Source organism: Lacticaseibacillus sp. 30 (assembly GCF_053819265.1).
The window spans coordinates 276434-294356 of the sequence record NZ_JBSOQX010000001.1 but is presented as its reverse complement, the minus strand read 5'-3'; the positions used below and the strand labels follow the sequence as shown (position 1 = coordinate 294356).

General features: G+C 47.3%; 19 protein-coding genes. All 19 read left to right on the top strand.

What is annotated here, in order from left to right; all coding sequences use genetic code 11:
- Positions 1–92: 92 nt before the first annotated feature.
- The 19 genes from ACWPAB_RS01310 (at position 93) to ACWPAB_RS01220 (ending at position 17484) form a co-directional block, all read left to right on the top strand.
- The gene (locus ACWPAB_RS01310; RefSeq protein WP_003565669.1) at positions 93–1079 is read left to right on the top strand and encodes a PhoH family protein; all 987 of its coding nucleotides are present in this window, start codon (positions 93–95) and stop codon (positions 1077–1079) included.
- 3 nt (positions 1080–1082) lie between these two features.
- Positions 1083–1541, top strand: a complete 459-nt coding sequence (gene ybeY / locus ACWPAB_RS01305) for an rRNA maturation RNase YbeY (protein WP_003565667.1) — start codon at positions 1083–1085, stop codon at positions 1539–1541.
- Positions 1525–1923, top strand: coding sequence for a diacylglycerol kinase (locus ACWPAB_RS01300; RefSeq protein WP_003565665.1), 399 nt, complete (start codon positions 1525–1527; stop codon positions 1921–1923). The genes ybeY and ACWPAB_RS01300 overlap by 17 nt, the downstream gene beginning before the upstream one ends.
- A gap of 1 nt (position 1924) precedes the next feature.
- Positions 1925–2314, top strand: a complete 390-nt coding sequence (locus tag ACWPAB_RS01295) for a cytidine deaminase (RefSeq protein WP_003570376.1) — start codon at positions 1925–1927, stop codon at positions 2312–2314.
- Positions 2311–3213 carry a GTPase Era gene (gene era, locus ACWPAB_RS01290; protein ID WP_003565663.1) on the top strand — a complete coding sequence of 301 codons (903 nt, stop codon included), beginning with the start codon at positions 2311–2313 and terminating at the stop codon, positions 3211–3213. The genes ACWPAB_RS01295 and era overlap by 4 nt, the downstream gene beginning before the upstream one ends.
- Complete coding sequence (recO, locus tag ACWPAB_RS01285) at positions 3213–3992, top strand: DNA repair protein RecO (RefSeq protein WP_003660829.1); 780 nt, start codon at positions 3213–3215, stop codon at positions 3990–3992. The genes era and recO overlap by 1 nt, the downstream gene beginning before the upstream one ends.
- A 251-nt stretch (positions 3993–4243) precedes the next feature.
- The gene (locus tag ACWPAB_RS01280; RefSeq protein ID WP_003575189.1) at positions 4244–4555 is read left to right on the top strand and encodes a hypothetical protein; all 312 of its coding nucleotides are present in this window, start codon (positions 4244–4246) and stop codon (positions 4553–4555) included.
- Between the two features lie 144 nt (positions 4556–4699).
- Positions 4700–5008 carry a hypothetical protein gene (locus tag ACWPAB_RS01275; protein ID WP_003579245.1) on the top strand — a complete coding sequence of 103 codons (309 nt, stop codon included), beginning with the start codon at positions 4700–4702 and terminating at the stop codon, positions 5006–5008.
- A gap of 643 nt (positions 5009–5651) precedes the next feature.
- On the top strand, positions 5652–6548 hold the full coding sequence (glyQ, locus tag ACWPAB_RS01270; RefSeq protein WP_003579243.1) for a glycine--tRNA ligase subunit alpha: 897 nt from the start codon (positions 5652–5654) through the stop codon (positions 6546–6548).
- A gap of 1 nt (position 6549) precedes the next feature.
- Positions 6550–8619 carry a glycine--tRNA ligase subunit beta gene (gene glyS, locus ACWPAB_RS01265; protein WP_003579241.1) on the top strand — a complete coding sequence of 690 codons (2070 nt, stop codon included), beginning with the start codon at positions 6550–6552 and terminating at the stop codon, positions 8617–8619.
- Positions 8620–8811: 192 nt separating this feature from the next.
- Positions 8812–10599, top strand: coding sequence for a DNA primase (gene dnaG, locus ACWPAB_RS01260; RefSeq protein WP_003579239.1), 1788 nt, complete (start codon positions 8812–8814; stop codon positions 10597–10599).
- 13 nt (positions 10600–10612) lie between these two features.
- The gene (gene rpoD / locus ACWPAB_RS01255; protein ID WP_003565648.1) at positions 10613–11881 is read left to right on the top strand and encodes an RNA polymerase sigma factor RpoD; all 1269 of its coding nucleotides are present in this window, start codon (positions 10613–10615) and stop codon (positions 11879–11881) included.
- A gap of 215 nt (positions 11882–12096) precedes the next feature.
- Positions 12097–12807 carry a tRNA (adenine(22)-N(1))-methyltransferase gene (locus tag ACWPAB_RS01250; protein WP_003565647.1) on the top strand — a complete coding sequence of 237 codons (711 nt, stop codon included), beginning with the start codon at positions 12097–12099 and terminating at the stop codon, positions 12805–12807.
- Entirely contained in the window at positions 12794–13588 is a 795-nt protein-coding gene (locus ACWPAB_RS01245) for a Nif3-like dinuclear metal center hexameric protein (RefSeq protein ID WP_003584479.1), read from the top strand. Before ACWPAB_RS01250 ends, ACWPAB_RS01245 begins: the two co-directional genes overlap by 14 nt.
- A 142-nt stretch (positions 13589–13730) precedes the next feature.
- The gene (locus ACWPAB_RS01240; protein ID WP_003579232.1) at positions 13731–13919 is read left to right on the top strand and encodes a 2-hydroxymuconate tautomerase; all 189 of its coding nucleotides are present in this window, start codon (positions 13731–13733) and stop codon (positions 13917–13919) included.
- 51 nt (positions 13920–13970) lie between these two features.
- Complete coding sequence (locus tag ACWPAB_RS01235; RefSeq protein ID WP_003565641.1) at positions 13971–14321, top strand: metal-sulfur cluster assembly factor; 351 nt, start codon at positions 13971–13973, stop codon at positions 14319–14321.
- Positions 14322–14413: 92 nt separating this feature from the next.
- Positions 14414–15157 (top strand): hypothetical protein, encoded by a 744-nt coding sequence (locus ACWPAB_RS01230; protein ID WP_003565638.1) that lies wholly within the window; start codon positions 14414–14416, stop codon positions 15155–15157.
- A gap of 52 nt (positions 15158–15209) precedes the next feature.
- Entirely contained in the window at positions 15210–16166 is a 957-nt protein-coding gene (locus ACWPAB_RS01225; protein WP_003584476.1) for an ABC transporter permease, read from the top strand.
- Positions 16153–17484: an RsmF rRNA methyltransferase first C-terminal domain-containing protein gene (locus ACWPAB_RS01220; protein ID WP_003579227.1), complete on the top strand. Its 1332-nt coding sequence runs from the start codon at positions 16153–16155 to the stop codon at positions 17482–17484. The genes ACWPAB_RS01225 and ACWPAB_RS01220 overlap by 14 nt, the downstream gene beginning before the upstream one ends.
- Positions 17485–17923 lie beyond the last annotated feature (439 nt).

Sequence of the window (17923 nt, the reverse complement as noted above, 5' to 3'; positions counted from 1 at the left end):
ATGCTCCGGTTTCTAACCGCGCCTGCTCGCGCTCTTAAAATATGCTAAACTGAGAGCATCATTGCTTAATAAATTTGTTAGGGGGCCAATATTTGGCACAAGAAACCTCGGAGAAAATTTTCCGTCTTAGTAATCCTGACATGGCGATTAACCTTGTCGGGATCAATGACGCTAATTTGACATTGATTGAAGAAGGATTGAATGTGCAGATCTCGCCTTTTGGGGATGAGTTGCGGATTCATGGTGATACTGAAGCGGTCAGCTTGACATTACAGTTACTTGAGGCGGCTAGTAAGTTATTAGCTCAGGGCATTAAATTGTCACCGCAGGACATCGCTAGCGCCGTTGCGATGGCCAAGCGAGGGACGCTTGAGTATTTTGCTGATATGTACAGTGAAACCTTGTTGCGCGATGCCAAAGGTCAGCCAATTCGGGTCAAAAACTTTGGGCAGCGCCAGTACGTTGATGCCATTAAGCATAACGATATCACGTTTGGCATTGGGCCAGCAGGCACTGGGAAGACATTCTTGGCCGTTGTCATGGCTGTCGCCGCGATGAAGGCAGGCCAAGTTGAGCGGATCATTTTGACTAGACCGGCAGTTGAAGCCGGTGAGAGTCTGGGTTTCTTGCCAGGCGACCTCAAGGAAAAAGTTGATCCCTATTTGCGTCCGGTATATGACGCCCTTTACGCTGTTTTGGGGAAAGAACACACAGATCGGCTGATGGATCGCGGTGTGATTGAAATCGCCCCGTTAGCTTATATGCGTGGGCGAACGTTGGATAATGCGTTTGCCATCCTTGATGAGGCACAAAATACCACCCAGGCACAAATGAAAATGTTCCTGACCCGCTTAGGTTTTGGCTCAAAGATGATCGTCAATGGGGACATCACTCAAATTGATTTGCCGAACAACGCCAAAAGCGGACTGCTTCAGGCCGAGCAATTACTCAAAGGTATCAGTCACATTGCCTTTACCCAATTTTCGGCACAGGACGTTGTGCGGCATCCGGTTGTTGCAAAGATTATTGAGGCTTATGGTCGACACGACCTGCAGTTGCAGAAGAAGACGAAGGAGTAAGGGATGGACTTAGAATTATTCGATGACGATCAACTGCTGGATGACAAGCACCATGATCTCATCAAAAAACTAGTCGCTTTTTGCGGCAAACAGCTTAAGTTGCCTGAAAACACAGAAATGTCGATCACCTTGGTTGGGGATGATGAGATTGAGCGCATCAATCGCGAGTATCGTGAAACCGACCGGGTCACGGATGTTATCAGTTTTGCGATTGAAGAGGGCGAAGACGATTTGCCGCTGCTACCTGGCATGGCAAAGAACATCGGTGATCTTTTCATTGATCCACTGACTGTTCGCCGCCATGCCGAGGATTATGGGCACAGCTTTGAGCGCGAGCTGGGTTACACCGTCGTCCATGGCTTCTTGCATCTTAACGGCTACGACCACATTAAGCCAGAAGATGAAGCTGTCATGATCCCGCTTCAAAAGAAAATCCTCGCAGCTTATGGCCTTACCAGATAAGCAAGTTGGCAAGAATAAACATTTCATCCAAAGTGCCCGTCACGCGCTCGATGGGCTGAAGGTGTTTTTTGTCGACGAAAATAATTTTAAGCGCGAATTTCTGAGTGCAACTCTGGTCATTGTTGCCGGCGTTGTCTTACAAGTTTCCGCTTTTTCATGGTTCGTGTTAGTTCTGGCAATCTTGTTGGTATTTCTTGGCGAGTTGTTGAACACGATCGTTGAAAATGTTGTTGATTTTATTGTTGGCGATCAATATGACGCGCGCGCGAAGAAGATTAAGGACATGAGTGCCGGCGCGGTGCTCATCGTGTCGTTGATTGCCGTCGTCGCCGGTATTTATGTCTTTGGGCCACCACTTTTGGCCCTTTTTAGGAGTTGGTAAGTTGTCAGTTTTGCGTACAGCTGCTTTAGCGGCTCGAGAAAATGCCTATGTGCCGTATTCTCATTTTGCTGTCGGCGCGGCTGTCCGTGTCGGTGATCGCATTTTTTCAGGGGCAAATGTCGAAAATGCTAGTTACGGTCTTAGTAACTGTGCTGAACGCAGTGCTATTTTTGCGGCAGTCAGCGCGGGCTATTCGAAGCTGGATGAATTGCTGGTGATTGCAGATACCAAGGGACCAGTGGCCCCTTGTGGCGCTTGCCGCCAAGTCATTAGCGAATTCTTTGGCCCTAATGCTGTCATCACGCTTGCCAACGTTGCCGGACAGTCAGTTCAAACGACGCCACAGGCTTTACTGCCAGGTGCGTTTTCGAAAGGAGATCTTAACGCTTGAGTGAACATCATTCTGGTTTTGTTGCGATTATCGGTCGGCCCAACGTCGGCAAGTCAACGTTTATGAACCGTATTTTAGGTGAAAAAATCGCCATTATGTCGCCAAAGGCTCAGACGACCCGTAACAAAATAAACGGTATCTACACGACTCCGGACGCGCAGATCGTATTTGTCGACACACCAGGTATTCATAAGCCGAAAAATGAGCTGGATACCTATATGGATAAAGCGGCATTGTCAACTTTGAATCAAGTTGATGCCATCTTGTTCATGGTCGAAGCGGACGAGGAAAAAGGCCCTGGTGATGGCTATATCATGCGCCAACTGGCGGAAGTGAAAAAGCCGGTTTATTTGATCATTAATAAAATTGATCTAGTAAAACCTGACGATTTATTGCCGTTGATTGAAAGCTACCAGCATGACTATGCGTTTGCCCAAGTTTTTCCGATTAGTGCAACGATGGGAAACAATGTCGACGAGCTATTGACGGCATTGACCGATGCATTGCCAGTCGGTCCGCAATACTACCCCGAAGATCAGCTCACCGATCATCCTGAGTATTTTGTTGTCGGTGAACTTATCCGCGAAAAAATTCTCGAATTAACTCGCGATGAAGTGCCGCACGCTGTTGCCGTTCAAGTTGAGCGCATGAAAGATCGGGAAGGCGGTAAATTGCAGATCGAGGCGTATATTATCGTTGAACGCGATAGTCAAAAAGGCATCATTATTGGCCGCGGTGGGCAGATGCTTAAGCAGATCGGCATTCGCGCCCGACGTGACATCGAAAACCTGTTGGGCGACAAGGTGAACCTGAAGTTATGGGTTCGCGTCCAGAAAAATTGGCGTGATAATAATGCTTATCTGAAGTCGTTAGGGTACAACACGAAGGATCTTCGATAATGGTTAGGCAGACTGAAACATTTGAGGGACTGGTTATGTCCCGCCAGAACTATCGCGAATCTGATATGCTTGTCAAAATTTTGACCGATCGATTCGGCAAAAAAATGTTTCTTTTGAACCGGGCCCGTAAGCCCGGTTTTACTTTAGGTGCTGGTATTTTACCGTTCACTCACGCTGATTATATTGGTGAAGTTCGTGAATCCGGTCTATCTTATTTGTCTGCCATCAAAAATGCGACTCAATATCGGCAAATTTCTGATGACATTACCTTGAATGCTTATGCAGCCTATATTTTTGGATTAATCGATCTTGCTTTTCCAGATGGGCGGCCAGTCGGATTCTGGTTTAACCAAATCAAACAAGCCTTGTATCTCATTGATTCTGGCCTCGATCCACAGATTATCGCCAACGTGATTGAAGTCCAGATGCTTAAAGAATATGGCGTTGAGCCTAACTGGCGCGGTTGTGTGATTGACGGTCGCGCCGATTTGCCGCTTGATTTTTCCGAAAGTTATGGCGGTTTGCTGTGCCAAAATCACTGGGATAAAGATCCGCATCGACTTCATGCTAGTCCGCGGGCGATTTTTTACCTGCGACGCTTTAGCACGCTTGATCTCAACAAAGTGGAGCGCATCAACGTCAAACCTGATACCAAAGCAGAATTACGACGAATTTTGGATGTTATCTACACTGATATGGTCGGTGTGACCCCGAAAGCCAAACGTTTTTTGGATCAGATGCATCAATGGCAGGATCGCCTGCCTGATGACTCGGAATGATGGTTGATATCAGTGGCATAATTATTTGATATCAACATATTTTTGACTGGGTAACTCTCCGAAACAAACACTGAATTAATTTAATCATCGTAATATGTCGCTTTTAGATGGAATAACGATACTTATTTATTCCATATTTCTTAATTTCTTATAGAAACCATTAACTATCTTCGCTGGCTATGGTATATTCAACTCGTAAACAGTTGACTAGATCATAGCATTTTTTTGGTTTGTTGAGAGGAGCGGGCGTCATGGCAAGAACCTTACCGAAAGCTGTGAAAGTATGGGTAGCAGCGAATTTATTGGCAATTGAATTTGATAATGGGCAAACACGGTATATGCGATCACATTTTATTGATCAATATATCTCTGCTTGGTCATTACCAAAAGGCAAGAAAAGACGTAGACTATTGATAGTTGACCCAACATGGGCTTGGTTTGGTGCCAATCCAGTCATTGCCGCTGATGGTAGCTTGACGATCTTTGAAACCGATCGGTACACGCCAGAGGAACTTTGGGGCAATAGCAAGTCGCAGATTTATGAAGTTTCTGGGGTGCATTAATAGCCAGGCGATTCAGAGTTTTCGGATTAAGTAAAACGAATCGTAAATGGCTTATAATGATATAATGTGATTGTAGTAAGTGCTTTCTTTTAGCACGAAAGGTCATCATCGATTCCATCGCTAACAATACGAGGAGGCAGTGCCATGTCAGAAACATTCCCGAAAGCCACCGAAGTTCGGATGGCTGCCAATTTATTAGCAATCACTTTTGATAACGGTCAGACCCGCTACATGCGCTCCCACTTTATGAAAGATTATTTGGATGCATGGTCACCTTCACGCGGAAAAGGCAAACGTTCCAATTTGCTCGTTGATCCGGCGTGGGCATGGGAAGGCGCAGATGCAAAAATTTCTGAAGACGGCACCTTAACGCTTTTCGATAAGGATACGTATACACCTGAAGAGCTTTGGAAGAACAGTAAGAAACGGATTGATGAAGTTTCTGGCGTTTAAGCAATTTTTGTACACGACTGTTCATTAATTTGGCCAATAGACAGCCGCTATCATGATTTGAATCAAAAAATAGAAAGCAGAGAGTTGGCGGAGCGGCGATGGGCTCAGTGGTGAGATTGGTCTTAGCGGAGTGGTTTTCTCCGCTTAGACCAAGGCCGAGCTTCGAGCCAGCGCGCCGGGTTTGCGCGTTGGCTCGAAGTCGTGCCGACCACTCTAGCTGCGCGGTCGCCACCCCGAATCGCCGCGGAGCCAACTCGGAGTATAAGAAACTATCGACCGAGAATAGAAAAATAGTGCTGCCTGCAATTGCTCCAAAACGCGATCGCCACTCCAGAAACCGGGGTGGCTCACGCTCTTCTCTGCTTGACACGTTTTTCCGCGATGCTATACTAATAAGGAAATTGAATCGGTGATGAGAAAAAGGGTCGCAACGAAACCTATTGAAGCGAGTCGGGGAAAGTGTAAGCCTGATAACGGTTGTTGTGATTGGCGTTTTCGAACCAAATGATGAAGCCGCAGGTAGTTTTTTCTATCTGAAGTAGGGTGGAACCGCGCATAAGCGTCCCTACGCCATTAATTGGCGTAGGGACTTTTTCGTGTCCCGAAGCCAATCCCACTTCAATTCACCGGGAAAGAGGCAATGATGACAAAAAAGATGGACATCCAAACGATGATCCTAACACTCCAAAAATTTTGGGGTGACAAGGGCTGTATGCTCATGCAAGCTTACGACGTGGAAAAAGGGGCGGGGACAATGAGTCCGTACACTTTCTTACGCGCCATTGGACCAGAACCATGGAATGCTGCGTATGTTGAACCGTCTCGACGTCCAGCTGACGGCCGATATGGCGAAAACCCCAACCGGTTGTTTCAGCATCATCAATTCCAAGTCGTTATGAAACCATCTCCTGAAAATATTCAAGAATATTACTTGGATTCGCTTGCTGCACTTGGCATTAATCCATTGGAACATGATATTCGGTTTGTTGAAGATAACTGGGAAAATCCATCCATGGGCTGTGCCGGTGTTGGTTGGGAAGTTTGGCTAGACGGCATGGAAGTCAGTCAGTTTACCTACTTCCAAGTGGTCGGTGGACTTGAAGTATCGCCAGTTACCAGCGAAATCACTTATGGGGTCGAACGACTTGCCTCCTATATTCAAGATGTGAACAGTGTCTTTGATCTTGAATGGGGCGACGGTGTTTTGTATGGGGATATTTTCAAGGAACCTGAATACGAACACAGCAAGTATGCTTTCGAAGTCAGCAATCAAGAGATGCTGCTGAAGTTCTTCGACGCCTATGAAAAGGAAGCTTGGCGTTTGATGGATCTCGGTCTGGTTCATCCAGCTTATGATTACATTCTTAAATGCAGCCATACCTTTAATCTTTTGGATGCCCGAGGAGCTGTCTCGGTTACCGAGCGGGCCGGTTACATGAGCCGCATTCGCAAGATGGCTCACAAAGTTGCTCGGGCATTTGTGGCTGAACGCAAGAAGCTTGGCTTCCCATTACTGCAACATCAAACGGAGGTGGAATAACATGACGCATCAATATCTGATTGAAATCGGGCTTGAGGACATGCCGGCGCATGTGGTGACGCCGAGTTTGCAACAGTTTCACGATAAAACCGTCGCTTTTTTGAAAGAAAATCATCTCAATCACGGCGCGATTGACCAGTATGCAACACCGCGGCGCCTAGCATTGCTGATTCACGACCTCGCTGACAAGCAAGCGGACGTCGAAGAAGACGTCAAAGGCCCAGCTAAGAAAATTGCGCAAGATGCAGATGGCAACTGGACCAAGGCGGCGATCGGCTTTTCTCGCGGCCAAGGCATGACCCCTGATGACATTGTCTTTAAAACGATCAAAGGTGTGGATTACGTTTATCTGCATAAGGCAATCAAGGGCAAAACAGCAGCAGCTATTTTACCAGGTATGCTGGATGTCATTAAAAGCCTGACCTTCCCAACCCGAATGAAGTGGGGCGCTTATGACTTCGAGTACATTCGGCCGATTCATTGGCTGGTCAGCTTACTGGATGATGCGATTGTCCCGATGAAGTTGCTGGATGTTGACGCTGGCAGAACCACTCAAGGGCATCGCTTCCTTGGCAGACCAGTGACTCTCGGCAATGCGGCCGACTATGTTGCGGCCTTAAAAGCACAATTTGTGATTGTTGAACCGGCAGCGCGCAAGCAGTTGATTAGCGATCAGATTCACCAAATTGCCGCTGATCATCAATGGCAGATTGATCTGGATGCAGACTTGCTGGAAGAGGTCAATAATCTTGTTGAATGGCCAACTGCATTTGCTGGTAATTTTGATGAAAAGTATCTCAAAATTCCTGAAGCTGTGCTGATCACCTCAATGAAAGATAATCAACGTTACTTCTATGCGCGGGATGCGTCAGGAAAGATGGTCAATGCGTTTATTGGTGTTCGTAACGGTAATGCTGATCATTTAGCCAATGTGATTGCGGGCAATGAAAAGGTATTGACCGCGCGATTGGAAGATGCAGCTTTCTTCTATGCGGAAGATCAAAAGCGCAGCATTGCTGACGATGTTGATCGTTTGAAAGCTGTTAGTTTCCACGATAAAATCAGTTCCATGTACGACAAAATGGCCCGAACAAGGGTTATTGCCGATTTGTTGGCGGATCGTTTTGGCTTATCTGCGACTGATAAGGCTGATCTGGACCGAGCAGCTTCGATTTACAAATTCGACCTTGTCACTTCAATGGTTGGTGAGTTTCCAGAATTGCAAGGTATTATGGGCGAACATTATGCGCAATTGGCAGGTGAGAAACCAGCTGTTGCCCAAGCTATCGCTGAGCATTACGAGCCGATTTCTGCGGATGGTGCGTTGCCAGAAAGCTTAGTCGGCACCGTACTTGCGATTGCGGACAAATTCGATTCGTTAATGAGTTTTTTCGCGGTTGATCTGATTCCAAGTGGCTCAAACGATCCTTATGCGCTGCGCCGTCAAGCTTACGGGATTGTTCGAATGATCGCCAAACATGATTGGCCATTTGCCGTTGCTGAACTGCAGACGACGATTGCTGATGCCTTGAAGGCAGCAGGAAAAACCAATAATCTTGATTTTGCTGCGCATCAACAGGATTTGAATGCATTCATGATTGACCGTGCCAAACAAGTCTTGCAAGGTCAGAAGATCCGCCATGACATTGTGGATGCAGTGACAGTTCGCGCTGATGCCGATCTTGCCGGTATCTTGGATGCTGCCAAGATCCTTTCTGCGCACGCGGACGATACTGATTTCAAACCTGTCATGGAAGCACTTGGACGTGTGTTGCGGATTACCAAGAAGCAGCAGGTAAAAGTCGATGTGGATACAGCGAAGTTTGAGAATCCGAGCGAAGGTCAGTTGTATGATGCAACGGTGGCGACTGCCAAGAAGTTTGATGATGAACCGACGGAAGCCGATTATCAGGCGCTTAAGGCACTCGCAGATCCAATTAATGCGTACTTTGATGCCACAATGGTCATGGCCGACGATCAAGCCATTCGCCAAAATCGCTTGGCAGCTTTGCTTCAACTTGCCGCATTGATCAAGCAATTTGGCGATGTGAGTCAAGTCATTGTTAAGTAGCCTTGCATTCCAAGCCTAAACAGGCTATACTGTATTTTGTATTATTATGCCGATAGACTATCAAAAAGTCGCATTTCAACTCAGAAGTGCGACTTTTTACCGCTATTTCGGGTAACGTGTGTTGGGCGTCTGCAGGCTGGCAAACAGCTCTGCGGCACATGTCATGAAAGGGAGTGAGCTGACATCGCCGGAATGATTCCTGAGGCTACTGTCGACAAAGTCCTTAAAGCTGTCAATATTGCTGATTATATTGGCCAATATGTGCAATTACGCAAGACCGGGCAGAATCTGTTTGGCTTGTGTCCTTTTCACGAAGAACACACCCCATCATTTTCTGTGAATGAACCTAAGCAGATTTTTCACTGTTTTTCGTGCGGCCGCGGCGGCAATGTTTTTAAATTCGTGATGGACTATGATAACGCCACCTTCCCGGAGGCAGTTAAAAAAGTGGCGGATTTTGCTGGCATGCCACTGGATGTTCAGGTGGGTCATGCAGCACCGGTTGATCCAGAGATCAGCAAGCAACAGCATATTTTACAAGACACGGCCGATCTATTTCATCATATTTTGATGAATACGGAGAAAGGTCAGACTGCACTTGATTATTTGCACAAACGTGGCTTAACTGATGACACAATTAAAGCTTTTCAACTGGGGTATGCGCCTGAAGAACGTAATCTGTTAGTAGCGTTTCTTAATAATCGCAAAGTCGACTATCAAGATCAGCGTGCCAGCGGTTTGTTCGTAGAGGATCAAGAAGGAAAATTGTTCGATCGGTTTAACGATCGCGTCATGTTTCCGCTAACGGACAGTCATGGTCAAGTGATTGGTTTTTCCGGGCGGATTCTAAGCAAGGACAAGACCCAAGCTAAATACTTGAACAGTCCCGAAACCAAGCTTTTCAACAAGCGTGATGTCCTATTTAATCTTCATCGTGCCAAAGCCGATTTTGGCCGTGATGGCGGCCCGATTCTTTTTGAAGGCTATATGGATGTGATCGCTGCGTACCAAGCCGGTGTAAAAACCGGGATTGCTTCCATGGGAACAAGCTTAACTACTGAGCAGGTTGACATCATTAGCCACTTAAGCAAGCGATTAACCGTGTGTTACGATGGTGATGAACCAGGGCAAAAGGCGATTGAACGTGCGGTTGCCATGTTGGCTGATCATCCGCGATTACAAACGGATGTGGTCGTTTTGCCGGACGGGATGGATCCTGATGAGTTCATTCGTGCCCGTGGTGCCGAAGCCTTCCAAGCGCAAGTCAAATCCGTATTGACGCCGACCGCGTTTATGCTGCAATTCTTAGCGCGCGGGGTTGACATGAACAATGATCAGGCTAAACTGACGTATCTGAACGCGGCTTTAAAAACCATCGGTAAGATTTCGAATCCGGTAGCGCGGGCAATTTATGTGAAGCAGTTAGCTGACACGACTGGCGTGCCTGAGAGCGCTCTGAATCAAAGCCTGCCAGCGCCGCAGCAAGCCGTGCCGCAACAGTCGTCGGCTCCTGTAAGCTATCAAACTGCGCCGGTTAATCAACCAGTTCGGCCAATTGATCGTTACACTGCAGCCCAACGACAATTACTGTATTATGTTTGGCACGATGATTTAGTGATGCAGCGTTTAAAAAATGCTGCTTTCACATTTCCAGCGCCACATTTTCAGACGCTCTTTACCGGATGGCTAGATTTTCTCCATGAGCAGCCTGATGGCGAGTTAGCTGGATTCCTGGATCGAGTCGATCCAGATCTGAGCGGGGTGGCGGCTTCGGTGGCGATGCAGGTTTTGCCTGAGGCGACTGAGGCAACGATTGACGAGTTGATTCAGACGATCACGTCCGCTTCAACTGTCGAACGGCTGCAGGCTATCAGGCAGGCCATCACAGAGGCACAGCGACTTGGCGATAAGCAGAAACTAGGCGAGCTAACGGTGCAGTATGTGAATCTCATGAAACTTTTGAAACAACAACAAGGCTAGGGGAGGAACTTTAATGGCTGATAAAAAAACAGCAACTGAAGTAGACAAGACCACAAAGAAGACAACGGCTAAGCCAGCAGCAAAAACTGCGGCTAAGACAACCGCTGTCAAGGCGGCGGCAAAAAAGACCACCGCGAAGAAAACTACGGTCAAGAAGACTACCGCTAGCAGCAAACGCACGACCAAAACGACAACGAAAGCATTCGACGATGCTGTCAAGGCCGTGATTAAAGATTACAAGAAGAAGAAACAAATTACTGAAGATGACCTGACCGACAAGTTGGTTAAGCCGTTTGAGCTCAAGAGTGGTGCCATTGACGATCTGATGCAAAAGATCGAGGATAATGGGATTGCTATTGTTGATGAAAATGGCGAGCCAGCAGCGATTAGCTTGAAGAAGCAAAAGAAGGTTTCCAAGAAGGAAATGAGTGACATGTCCGCGCCTTCAGGGGTCAAAATCAATGACCCTGTGCGGATGTACCTGAAGGAAATCGGCCGAGTTTCCCTGCTGACAGCTGATGAAGAAGTTGCCCTTGCCTTGAAGATTGAACAAGGTGATCAAGAAGCTAAGCAACGTTTGGCTGAAGCTAACTTGCGATTGGTTGTTTCCATCGCTAAGCGTTATGTTGGTCGCGGCATGCAATTCCTGGATCTGATTCAGGAAGGGAACATGGGGCTGATGAAGGCGGTCGAGAAATTCGATTACCGGAAAGGCTTTAAGTTCTCAACGTATGCCACCTGGTGGATTCGGCAGGCTATTACCCGTGCCATCGCTGACCAAGCCCGGACAATTCGGATTCCAGTGCATATGGTTGAAACCATTAACAAGTTGATTCGGATTCAACGGCAACTGCTTCAAGACCTTGGTCGTGAACCAACGCCTGAAGAAATCGGCGCGGAAATGGACATGCCAACTGAAAAGGTTCGCGAAATCCTGAAGATTGCGCAAGAACCTGTTTCCTTGGAAACGCCAATTGGTGAAGAGGACGATTCACATCTTGGCGACTTCATTGAAGACCAAGACGCCACCAGTCCTGAAGACCATGCTTCCTATGAACTGCTTAAAGAACAGTTGGAAAGTGTGCTGGATACCTTAACGGATCGTGAAGAAAATGTTTTGCGGTTGCGTTTTGGACTCGATGATGGCCGGACCCGTACCTTGGAAGAGGTCGGCAAAGTCTTTGGCGTGACCCGCGAGCGAATTCGTCAAATCGAAGCTAAGGCATTGCGGAAGCTCCGCCACCCAAGCCGTTCCAAGCAACTTAAGGATTTTCTTGAGTAATGAACGTTTGTTAGCTGATAAAGCCGTCTGCCTCATTAGTGAGGTAGGCGGCTTTTTCGTACGTCATCATGTGGCGAAGACCCACATTCAGATTCAAATACCGGAAATCTTTGATGTTTCTAAGGACGTAACCCGCTTTTCAGAAAAGTTAACTAACTGTTCGGCGTAGTTTGTTATAATGAAAACTGTTAACGAGATGAGGAGAAAGTATAGTCATGGATCATATTCATTTATCAAAACGGCTTCAGGCCATTAGCAGTTTTATTGAGGCAGGCGAACGGGTAGCGGATATCGGCACAGATCACGCTTTTTTGCCGATTTACTTGGTGCAGCAGCAACGCATCAATTTTGCGATTGCCAGTGATATTGGCGCCGGACCGGTCGCAATTGCCAAGCAAAACGTTGCGGATGCTGGGTTAACTGCGCAGATCAGCGTCCGTCAAGCTGACGGTTTGGCAAGTATCATGCCTGACGATGCCATTTCAACGGTTGTCATTGCTGGAATGGGCGGTCAGCTGATGACGGATATTCTTGAGGCTGGCCAGCCACAACTAGACGGGACCGAAACCTTGGTACTGGCTCCCAATCGACACCAATACGATGTCCGTTTATGGCTTGATCAGCATGGTTATGGCATTATCGGCGAGGACATCGTTGAAGATGAAGGCCATATTTACGAACTGATGGCAGCTGGTCGAACGCGCCCGGATGTGCCTTATTCGGAAGCTGATTTACGCTTCGGGCCGATTTTACGGCGGCAAAAGAGTCCAACTTTTATGAAAAAAATGCACCGCGAAGCTGAGAAAACCGAGGCTGTGCTTGAAGGTTTGGCTGATGCACAGATGGTGCCGCTAGAAAAGATTCGCGAACAAGAAAAAATTTTATCATTAATCAAGGAGGAATTAGACGCACATGACGAGCGGTAAACAGATTATTAATCGATTTGAAGACTTTGCCCCCCTGAGTTTGGCATGGGAACGCGATCCAAGCGGGCTGCAATTAGGTAACCCAGATAAACCAGTTAAAACCGTCCTCGTAACATTAGACGTCCGGCCAGAAGTGGTCACTGAAGCCGAAGCAATTCATGCTGATATGATCTTTTCTCATCATCCAGCGATGTTTCGACCAGTACATAACTTGGATTTGCGGGTTCCGCAGAATGCCATGTACGCCCAAATTCTAAAGGATGACTTGCTGGTCTATGCAGCGCATACTAACCTTGATCGCGTCCAAGACGGGATGAATGACTGGCTGGCAGAAGCGTTGGGATTAAGTCAAGTTGTGCCCTTTATCAATGAAGGTGAAGGCGCCAACATGGGCCGAATTGGCTTGTTACCAGACAAAATTCGCCTTGAGGCTTTTGTTGAACAAGTCAAAGCAGCCTATAACGTTAAAGGGTTGCGTGTGGTTGCCCGCGATCTAGACCGGCTAGTTCAAAAAGTGGCTATTCTTGGCGGTGATGGCGGTGATGCCTTCAACGATGCCAAGCAAGCTGGCGCCGATGTCTTTATCACTGGCGATGTGTATTACCATACCGGTCACGATATGCTAGCAGCCGACCTGCCCGTGATCGATCCCGGCCACCATATCGAGTCGATTATGAAAGGCAAAGTTGCGACTTTGATCAACGAATGGGCCGATGCAGAAGGATGGGATGTCAAAGCCATACCATCTAAACTATCGACTGATCCGTTTACTTTCATGTGATTGGGAAAAATTTTCCAGTAAATGCGATTTTTAAATAGAATTGACAAAGAGCAAAACACATAGCATAGGTGCGAAAATCTTACACTCATGCTAAAATAAAGCAAATTAACTGTCGGCTTTTGCCGCCAAAGGAGCGAATACCATGCCATTAGTACACATTGATTTGATTGAAGGCCGTTCACCGGAGCAACTGAAAGCCCTTGTGAAAGACGTGACAGATGCCATTGTCAAAGATACTGGCGCACCCGCTGAGCATATTCACATTGTTCTTAACGAAATGGCTAAGGAACATTATTCAGTTGCCGGTGTACTTGCATCAGATAAGGATTAACGGCTGGCTTTGAGCAATCAGTACCGGGTCACAGAAGGGAAGGGTTCAACGATGGCAGACACCAGCGATCAGGCAGCCTCACAAGATCAGGCTTATTTTGATAAAATGAAACAGCAAATTCTTGACGCTTTGGAAACCGTCATTGACCCAGAGCTCGGTGTCGACTTAATTAACCTCGGCTTGATTTATGGGGTTGATTTAGATGAAAGCGGCAAATGTACCGTTGAAATGACATTGACAACGATGGGCTGTCCTTTGACAGACATGTTGGATGCTGATATTAAACGGGCACTGACAACGATTGACGGGATTACCAGCGTTGAAATTCATTTAGTTTGGTATCCAGCATGGGGGCCAGAACGCCTCAGTCGGTATGCCAAAATGGCGCTGGGCATTCATTAACCGGCGTTTAGACACGGAATGCAAAAGCCGCCGTTTAAGGCGGCTTTTGACTGTCTTTCAGGCAGTCAAAGCGATGGATCACGAGGGTGAACATGGACTATTGGAGCACATTAAATCGGCTGGCCAAACAATATGCGCGCATTGGACCGCTTAAATCACAACTAACTGCCATGAAGAATTGGCAAGCATCTATTGCGGCTGGTGTCTTGCCAGCACATGCGTTACCTTGGTTGGGACTTAGCACGCCGCAAATTGATGCCGCTTTAACCCAGCCACAGGCGCAGCTGCAAGAACTGCTTCAACTAGATCATTTATTGCATAATTTCCGCCGCTACATTGCCTTTCATGATGGCATGTGGTCATTTGTTCATGAAGATCTGTTTGCGACTTGGCATCGACTTTATGGTCCTCAGCGGTACTTGGAAGTGGCAGCTGGTAATGGTTACGTGAGTGCTGGTTTGCGCGCACAAGGCGACAAAACGATCACAACCGATGCGCACACTTGGACGAAAGAAAATGTCACTGGCCGTCAGCCGCTTGTTCCAGTTAAAACCGCCACAGCCAACGCGGCGTTGTTCCTCTACGCCCAACAAGTCGATGCTGTTGTGATGGCTTGGAGCCCAGATAAGGATCCTAATGATGTCCGGTTCCTGCATATTATGCAACACTATTTTCCCACTAAACAATTATTCGTGATCGGCGAACGCAACGGTGCAACCAATAGCCGGTTATTTTGGCAAGAAGCCCGAACCGTTCCGGATCGGCGATTATTCGCGCTTAATCGTGCGTTTGGTCATTTTGATGCGATTCACGAACGAGTTTACCGATTACAATAGTCTCTGTACTGTTGGCAAATGGCTTATTTGTGCAGGACTTGAGGAGGATGACGTGAAAAAATTATTCTTGATTGATCTTTTATGGATCGGTTTAGCGATATTAGCCGGTTTAGTATGGTCACAGCATGATCAAAATGAATATGCCAGTCAGCTTGATCACCTCGGCATGTCGGAAACGGCTCAGGAATATGTCACGACAAGTTCGCGCAGCATCACCACTGCGATAAGCGAGCTCGATAAAACTGATTTCAAAGGTTATCAGGTCCAGTTTGTTGCTAAACAAGTCGTGTACGTTTATCAGCGTGGCACAGTTGCGAGCCTGCCACTCGATAGTGGTCAGTGGTTCTCGACTGGCGATTTTGCCTCCAGTCTGCCGGTGACGGTGGTTGGCCGCGATCTTGCCGATAAACTGTATACTGGCAGTAATAATCAGCGTTATTTGCAAGTGAATGGTCAATATGTCCCAGTATTGGGAACGGTGGGCACACGCAAAGGCAGCCCGCTAAATAAAGTTATCTTTCTCAACGCCTCTGCACAAACTACCAATAGTAAGCTGAAACTAAAGCAGGTCAAAATCTATGTTGACGGCGCCAGTCAGCATAGCAAGGCCTTAAAAACCGCTTTCAAAGCAAAAAATATTCATCGGGTCCACTTTAGCGATAGTAATGCTTCGACTTGGTGGCATGCTTATGGTCAAACGGCATTGTTCAGCTTATTCTTATTGCTGGGTGCAGGATTGCTGACGATGCTCATGGTGGTCTTAATGGGGCCGTTGCAAACAGCTGGTTTGGATTTGAATATGCGGGCGCGTTACTTGCGCGGCGTTTTATCTAGCTGTGGTGGTCATATTGGCGTCAGTCTTTTTCTTGGTGGCCTTTTTGCAAACTGGTGGTTCTACTTCACCACGCGAACTAATATTTGGGTCTTTCTTGTCGTTTTGACCATCGCTGCCATTTTCTTCCTCCGTTACTTGATTCACAGAAAGGATAAAGCTAGTGCAACTACCTGAAGCATTTAAGGAAAAATATACTCGTTTGCTGGGCGATGAAGCAGCTGCTTTTTTAGCGACATTTGAAGCACCTGCGGAAAGTGGCTTTCGGCGTGATCCAGCCAAGCCGTGGCCATTGGACGAGTCATTAACTGAACCAATTCCTTGGAGTCCGTGGGGTTATTATGGCAAGGTCGCCGGCAACGACATTGATCACGTTGCCGGACTTGTTTATAGTCAGGAGCCAAGTGCGCAGTTTGTCGGTACTGTTGCAGCCCCAAAGCCGGGTGAACGGGTATTAGATTTGTGTGCAGCGCCAGGCGGTAAATCGACCCAACTTGCTTGCTATTTAGGCGACACTGGGCTTTTGGTCAGCAATGAGATCAATGGTCCGCGGTCAAAAGTTTTGTCAGGCAATCTGGAACGGTGGGGTACTCGGCAGATTTTAGTAACGAATAATGATCCTGACACGTTGGCAAAAGCGTGGCCACAAATGTTTGATCGAATTTTGGTTGATGCACCTTGTTCAGGAGAAGGCATGTTTCGTAAAGATCCGGATGCAATCCAGTATTGGCATGCGGACTATCCTGCGCAATGTGCTGAGCGGCAAAAGCAGATTCTCAAAGCGGCTGTGAAGATGCTAGCACCAGGCGGCACGTTGATTTACTCGACTTGCACCTTTAGTCCTGAAGAAGATGAGCAAATCATTGCCTGGCTATTGGCCAATAACGCGTTCACGCTTACGCCGATTAAGCAATATCCGGGGATGGAAGCTGGGCGGCCAGCGTGGGCCGATGGCAATCCGGAACTGGCCAAAACAGTCCGACTGTTTCCTCACCGATTGCGTGGCGAAGGGCATTTTGTTGCTAAGCTGAAGTTAGCAGGGGAACCAGCATCACATCAACCAGCCCGTTTGCCGCTTAAACCGCTAGCCAAGCCGGCGAAGGATGAAGTTGATGCGTTTGTAGCGACAAGCCTAACCAAGCAGCCCAGCGGCCTATTTTATCGGCATGGCGATTTTCTTTCAATTTTACCAACAACGATGATCCCGTTTGAGCACGTGAAAGTGGTGCGTGCCGGTCTGGAACTCGGAAGTTTCCGGAAGAAACGATTTGAACCAAGTCATAGTTTAGCAGCTGCTCTTAATCCGGATGATTTTCAAACTGTGATTGAGGTTGATGCGGACGGTTATGCACGTTATCGGCACGGTGAAACGTTGCCAAGCAAGGTAAGTGGCAAACGTTTTGTTCTGCTGACATTCGAGCATAAGCCATTTGCAATTGGTAAATTGGTGAATGGTACCATCAAAAATTATTATCCAAAAGGGTTGCGTGTTTGATATTTAGTAAAGAAGACTCGGTTCGGGGCATAACTCACATCCGGTGAACGAGGCTGAGCCATTATTTGCTCATCGGACTTGTGAATCATTAAATTCCGGATAGTCGTAGGAAGGTGCTAGGCTAATAGTCCCTTGCCGTGCCAAACTTCGCAATCTCCGGCCAGATGGGGTGGCGACGCGTAGCTAGAGCGGAGACGGCGCTTCGAGCCCGCAAAGCCCGCTGTCTCGAAGTCGCCTAACAACATCAGCTCCGAAAACCGGTCGCTGTGTTGTTTGCACGGCTGAGCCTCATCTGGCCTACGATTGCTCCGCCTTGGCACTACGGTCTTTAAAATCTCAGCAACTAATCTATGGATTGGCAAAAACGAACGATTTTCCGATATTAGGAAAATCGTTCGTTTTTACTTGCCGACTGAGAATTGTGTTGCAACATTATTCC

Excerpts from the sequence above, each read along its gene's own strand:
- ybeY (WP_003565667.1), top strand. The coding sequence starts at position 1,083 with ATGGACTTAGAATTATTCGATGACGATCAACTGCTGGATGACAAGCAC.
- ACWPAB_RS01300 (WP_003565665.1), top strand. The coding sequence starts at position 1,525 with ATGGCCTTACCAGATAAGCAAGTTGGCAAGAATAAACATTTCATCCAA.
- recO (WP_003660829.1), top strand. The coding sequence starts at position 3,213 with ATGGTTAGGCAGACTGAAACATTTGAGGGACTGGTTATGTCCCGCCAG.
- ACWPAB_RS01280 (WP_003575189.1), top strand. The coding sequence starts at position 4,244 with ATGGCAAGAACCTTACCGAAAGCTGTGAAAGTATGGGTAGCAGCGAAT.
- ACWPAB_RS01275 (WP_003579245.1), top strand. The coding sequence starts at position 4,700 with ATGTCAGAAACATTCCCGAAAGCCACCGAAGTTCGGATGGCTGCCAAT.
- glyQ (WP_003579243.1), top strand. The coding sequence starts at position 5,652 with ATGACAAAAAAGATGGACATCCAAACGATGATCCTAACACTCCAAAAA.
- glyS (WP_003579241.1), top strand. The coding sequence starts at position 6,550 with ATGACGCATCAATATCTGATTGAAATCGGGCTTGAGGACATGCCGGCG.
- dnaG (WP_003579239.1), top strand. The coding sequence starts at position 8,812 with ATGATTCCTGAGGCTACTGTCGACAAAGTCCTTAAAGCTGTCAATATT.
- rpoD (WP_003565648.1), top strand. The coding sequence starts at position 10,613 with ATGGCTGATAAAAAAACAGCAACTGAAGTAGACAAGACCACAAAGAAG.
- ACWPAB_RS01250 (WP_003565647.1), top strand. The coding sequence starts at position 12,097 with ATGGATCATATTCATTTATCAAAACGGCTTCAGGCCATTAGCAGTTTT.
- ACWPAB_RS01245 (WP_003584479.1), top strand. The coding sequence starts at position 12,794 with ATGACGAGCGGTAAACAGATTATTAATCGATTTGAAGACTTTGCCCCC.
- ACWPAB_RS01240 (WP_003579232.1), top strand. The coding sequence starts at position 13,731 with ATGCCATTAGTACACATTGATTTGATTGAAGGCCGTTCACCGGAGCAA.
- ACWPAB_RS01235 (WP_003565641.1), top strand. The coding sequence starts at position 13,971 with ATGGCAGACACCAGCGATCAGGCAGCCTCACAAGATCAGGCTTATTTT.
- ACWPAB_RS01230 (WP_003565638.1), top strand. The coding sequence starts at position 14,414 with ATGGACTATTGGAGCACATTAAATCGGCTGGCCAAACAATATGCGCGC.